We start from the raw sequence: 3,843 nt of genomic DNA, 5'->3' as shown, positions 1-3,843 counted from the left end.
GCGGGTGCTGATCGCTATGCCACCGCAGCAGCGGTCAGCGCTCGCGCATTCCCGACTGGAGCCACCACGGCCTACGTGGCCACCGGAGGAGGCTTCGCTGATGCACTGTCGGGCGGTGCCGCGGCGGGTGGCGCAGCGGCCGCCTCCCACCTCTCCCCGTTGCTCCTGGTGCGCCCGACCGGCGGCGTTCCCGCTGCCACCGTGGCGGAGCTCACCCGCCTCGGGGTGACCGACATCAAGATCATCGGTGGTCCGAACGCCATCTCTGCCGAGACAGCCGCCGCGCTGGCCGAAATCGGCACGGTCGAACGGATCGCCGGGGCGAACCGCTACGCCACGTCAGTGGCGCTCAGCCAGTCGACCTTCCCCGACTCGCTCGGCGGCACGGTCTACATCGCGACCGGGACCAACTTCCCGGATGCGCTCGCTGCGGCACCTCCGGGCTTCCCGGTCCTGCTCGTTCCCGGCCAAGGCACCACGGTGCCTGCCAACACCGCGGCGGAGATCCAGCGGCTCAATCCTGGACGAATCGTCATCCTCGGTGGACCCGGGGCCGTCAGCGCAGCGATCGAAGCTCAGCTCGCGGGATTGTTCCCGACGATCGTGGCACCCGCTGACCGGGAGGACTTCCTGAACAGCACAGGCGCATGGGCTGTCGACCCCACCGGTCTCGACGACGTCGACTTCTGGGTCGGCGGACTCGCCGAGGCGGTCGAACCCTTCGGCGGGATGCTGGGCAGCACCTTCAACCATGTCTTCGAGGCACAATTGGAGGACTTGCAGTTCGGCGACCGCTTCTACTACCTGTTCCGCAACCAGGGGAATCAACTCTTCGGAGCCCTGGAGGCGAACTCGTTCTCCTCGTTGATCCAACGCAACACGGACGGATCACTGCTGCCGGCGAGCATCTTCTCGCTGCACGATCCATTCATCGACCTGGAGAACCTCCCGAACCCGCTGCCGGCTGGACTCAGCCTGACGCCTGACGGCACCTACCGCTGGGATGGTGACGAACACATCGAGATCCACGGCAACCGCACGCTGGCCGACCGCATCCAGGGCGGCCAGGGTGACGACGCGCTGTGGGGTTACGGTGGCGCCGATCGCATCGAAGGCGGTTCCGGCAACGACGCGATCGTCGCTGGTGACGATGACGACATCATCACCGACAGCTTCGGTGACGACAACATCAAGGGAGGACATGGCAACGATGCCATCGATGCCGGCCCAGGGATCGACTTGATCCTGGGTGGTTCCGGCAACGACTTCATCAACAAGCCCGTGGACAACTCTGATGGCGCAACGGGCTTCTTCGGCACCGGCAACGACATCTTCCTCGGTGGAACCGGTCGGGACACCCCGATCGCCAACGAGGGTGACGACTGGTTGGAGGGCGGCCCGCACGCCGACCTGCTCATCGGTGACAACTCCCAGCAGTTCCAGAACGACACCATCGGCGGGGACGACATCCTCAACGGTGGTCCGGGCTCGGACGACATGGACGCCGAGGGTGGCGACGACATCACCTTCGGCGGGGTGGGATCCACCGATCGCCATCACGGGATGTACGGCTTCGACTACGCCACGTTCTACGGGACAACGACTGGTGTCGATGCCGACATGAACTTCAACCTGCAGCCCCCGGACGTCACGGCGATCCGGGACCGCTACATCCAGGTCGAATCACTGTCCGGTGGCAGCGGCAACGACGTCCTGCGTGGTCTCGGATTCATCCCGGACGACGCCACCGGTGACCAGGTCAACTGGCTCACCGAGGAGGGACTCGACCTCATCGGTGGGCTGCGCGATCTGTTGCAGCCGACGACGACGACGGTCCCCGAGGACTTCACCGGCAGGTTCATGACCGACGACACCACCGGCAACCTGCTGATGGGTGGTCCCGGCAGCGACCTCATCGAGGGTCGAGACGGCGATGACTTCATCGACGGTGACAACCAGTTGACAGCTCAGCTGTTGCACGTTCCGAGCGGAGAACGGGCCGACTCGGCCGCTACCTTCCGAGCTCGGATCTTCAACGGCACGCTGAACCCGGGTGACTTTGAGATCGTCCGGGAGCTGGTGGACAGTGACGACGCCGTCGACACGGCGGAGTACCTGTCCGCGCAACTCGACGCAACCATCACCGACCTCGGTGGCGGCTACACGCAGGTCGTCACGGACACTGAAGGCACGGACATCCTCTTCAACATCGAGGCAATCCAGTTCGCCGACGGATGTATGGAACTCGTGGCACTTAGCTGCCCCGTGGTTCCGGCGGTTCTGAGTGTGAACGCGGCCGGAGGTGAGATCGCGGTCACCCTCGATCTCGGCGACGGCGGGGGCGTCAGCACGCAGAGCGCTCCGACCGACGTGCAGATGACGGTGCAGGCGTTGAATGCCGAAGGCAGCTGGGTCCCGGTCACGGGAGCCGAGGTCGACTCGGATGCACTCGTACAGACGCTGACGGTGCCTGCCGGCACCGAAGGCAACCTGCGGGTGGTCACCACCTACGTCGACGGCAACGGTGTGCTGCAGGGCGTGAACTCTGAGGTGCTGTAAAGCAACGAACCTCCGCTGATCACAGACCAAGGGCCCGTTCTCCTCCGTGGAGGGCGGGCCCTTCGTCATTCCCGGTGACGCCCCGCTCGACGACCATCAGGTGAGCGAAGGCACTGCGCGTGAGGCCCCGCCGTTGCAGATCCCATAGGATGGAACCGATGGATCATCACCCGAAATTCGAGGGTTTCCGCTTCATCGGAGACAAGCGGACCCAGCTCGTCTACGACCTGACCACGTGGGCCGACGATGACGTGATCAACGAATTCGTCGACGCCGGTGTCGGGCTGGGCTTCGGTCCCGACTCGCTGGACGAAGCCCGCAACCGTGGCTACACCCTGGCCACCCCCGGTACGAAGCGCATGTTGCGCGCGCCGCGGGCCTGAGCCGACCCGACGGGACGTACACACGATGCCAGGCATGGACACGACGTTCGTCTCGCATGGCCTGCAGCTCGCGTGCCACATCGGCCGGCCGCCGGGGGAGGTGCAGGCAGGTCCGGGCATCATCCTGTGTCACGGCTTCCCGATCGAGACGCTCGATGCCGAACGATCGGCCGGCACCTTTCCGCAGTTGATGGACCGTGTGGCGAACACTCTCGGCTGCGTCACCCTGACGTTCAACTTCCGGGGATGCGGTCAGAGCGAAGGCGACTTCTCGCTGCAAGGGTGGATCGACGATCTCCGCGAAGCGATCTCCCACCTGATGACGATCAGTGACCCGGACGGCGTGATCCTGGTCGGCACCAACACCGGCGGTTCGATTGCCGTGTGTGTGGGTGCCGATGACCCGCGGGTGACGGCGGTCGGACTCCTGAGTCCTCGCGCGGATTTCGACGACTGGGCGCAACACCCGCGCCGGTTCCTCGAACACGCTCGGGAGATCGGAGCGATCCACGACCGCAAGTTCCCGGCGTCGACCGACGAATGGGCGCGTGAGTTCCGTCGATTCCGTCCCGTTGCATCAGCTCGGCGATTCGCTCCGCGACCGATGCTCGTGATGCACGGTGACGAGGACGACAGTGTTCCGGTGTCCGACGCCCGACAGTTGGTCAACGCGCATGGCGACGCCGAGCTCAGCCTGCTCGAAGGCGCCGGTCACCGGCTCCGCCACGACCCACGGGCGATCGCCATCCTCCTCGGGTGGCTCGACCGGATGCGTTCTGTCCAACACCATCCGAGCTCGTCTTGACCACCGGGCGCGGCGGAACGAGGCCCGCCAACCTCGCGGCGTCCCGCTAACCTCGCGGCGTGTCGTCGTTCCGTCGTATCGCCAGCCGCCTCGTGA

General features: G+C 65.7%; 3 protein-coding genes. All 3 read left to right on the top strand.

The features are described 5' to 3' along the window. Positions 1–2,559, top strand: a 2,559-nt coding sequence (locus WBV89_RS10905) for a cell wall-binding repeat-containing protein (RefSeq protein WP_423981375.1), incomplete at its 5' end; no start/stop codon positions are given. Positions 2,560–2,717: 158 nt separating this feature from the next. Continuing rightward, entirely contained in the window at positions 2,718–2,942 is a 225-nt protein-coding gene (locus tag WBV89_RS10900; protein WP_423981374.1) for a hypothetical protein, read from the top strand. 34 nt (positions 2,943–2,976) lie between these two features. Next, positions 2,977–3,747 carry an alpha/beta hydrolase family protein gene (locus WBV89_RS10895; protein WP_423981373.1) on the top strand — a complete coding sequence of 257 codons (771 nt, stop codon included), beginning with the start codon at positions 2,977–2,979 and terminating at the stop codon, positions 3,745–3,747. Positions 3,748–3,843 lie beyond the last annotated feature (96 nt).

This window comes from Ilumatobacter sp. (genome assembly GCF_049588435.1).
Taxonomy (GTDB): domain Bacteria; phylum Actinomycetota; class Acidimicrobiia; order Acidimicrobiales; family Ilumatobacteraceae; genus Ilumatobacter_A.
This window is presented reverse-complemented; position numbering and strand designations above follow the sequence as displayed.

Coding starts and splice junctions, on each gene's coding strand:
- WBV89_RS10900 (WP_423981374.1), top strand. CDS start 2,718: ATGGATCATCACCCGAAATTCGAGGGTTTCCGCTTCATCGGAGACAAG.
- WBV89_RS10895 (WP_423981373.1), top strand. CDS start 2,977: ATGGACACGACGTTCGTCTCGCATGGCCTGCAGCTCGCGTGCCACATC.